This window comes from Streptomyces sp. NPDC048411 (assembly GCF_040704695.1).
In the GTDB taxonomy this organism is placed as follows: Bacteria; Actinomycetota; Actinomycetes; order Streptomycetales; family Streptomycetaceae; genus Streptomyces.
The window spans coordinates 1-1216 of the sequence record NZ_JBEZKL010000249.1 but is presented as its reverse complement, the minus strand read 5'-3'; the positions used below and the strand labels follow the sequence as shown (position 1 = coordinate 1216).

Here is a 1216-nt window from a genome sequence, read left to right as displayed (position 1 = left end):
CGGTGATTGGATTTGCTCCATGAGCTGGGGGTGGCCGCAGAGACCAGCGAGAAGCGACTGTTTACTAAAAACACAGGTCCGTGCGAAGCCGTAAGGCGATGTATACGGACTGACGCCTGCCCGGTGCTGGAACGTTAAGGGGACCGGTTAGCCGACTTTCGGGTCGGCGAAGCTGAGAACTTAAGCGCCAGTAAACGGCGGTGGTAACTATAACCATCCTAAGGTAGCGAAATTCCTTGTCGGGTAAGTTCCGACCTGCACGAATGGCGTAACGACTTCTCGACTGTCTCAACCATAGGCCCGGTGAAATTGCACTACGAGTAAAGATGCTCGTTTCGCGCAGCAGGACGGAAAGACCCCGGGACCTTTACTACAGTTTGATATTGGTGTTCGGTTCGGCTTGTGTAGGATAGGTGGGAGACTTTGAAGCAGCCACGCCAGTGGTTGTGGAGTCGCCGTTGAAATACCACTCTGGTCGTGCTGGATGTCTAACCTGGGTCCGTGATCCGGATCAGGGACAGTGTCTGATGGGTAGTTTAACTGGGGCGGTTGCCTCCTAAAGAGTAACGGAGGCGCCCAAAGGTTCCCTCAGCCTGGTTGGCAATCAGGTGTTGAGTGTAAGTGCACAAGGGAGCTTGACTGTGAGACCGACGGGTCGAGCAGGGACGAAAGTCGGGACTAGTGATCCGGCAGTGGCTTGTGGAAGCGCTGTCGCTCAACGGATAAAAGGTACCCCGGGGATAACAGGCTGATCTTCCCCAAGAGTCCATATCGACGGGATGGTTTGGCACCTCGATGTCGGCTCGTCGCATCCTGGGGCTGGAGTCGGTCCCAAGGGTTGGGCTGTTCGCCCATTAAAGCGGTACGCGAGCTGGGTTTAGAACGTCGTGAGACAGTTCGGTCCCTATCCGCTGCGCGCGTAGGAATATTGAGAAGGGCTGTCCCTAGTACGAGAGGACCGGGACGGACGAACCTCTGGTGTGCCAGTTGTCCTGCCAAGGGCATGGCTGGTTGGCTACGTTCGGAAAGGATAACCGCTGAAAGCATCTAAGCGGGAAGCCTGCTTCGAGATGAGTATTCCCACCTCCTTCGAGGGGTTAAGGCTCCCAGTAGACGACTGGGTTGATAGGCCAGATGTGGAAGCCCGGTAACGGGTGGAGCTGACTGGTACTAATAGGCCGAGGGCTTGTCCTCAGTTGCTCGCGTCCACTGTGTT

Annotated in this window: 1 rRNA gene (cut by a window edge); it reads left to right on the top strand. The window is 56.1% G+C overall.

Annotated features, from left to right (window positions below):
• A 23S ribosomal RNA gene (locus tag AB0915_RS38225) occupies positions 1 to 1194 on the top strand (it extends 2030 nt beyond the left edge of the window).
• Positions 1195 to 1216 lie beyond the last annotated feature (22 nt).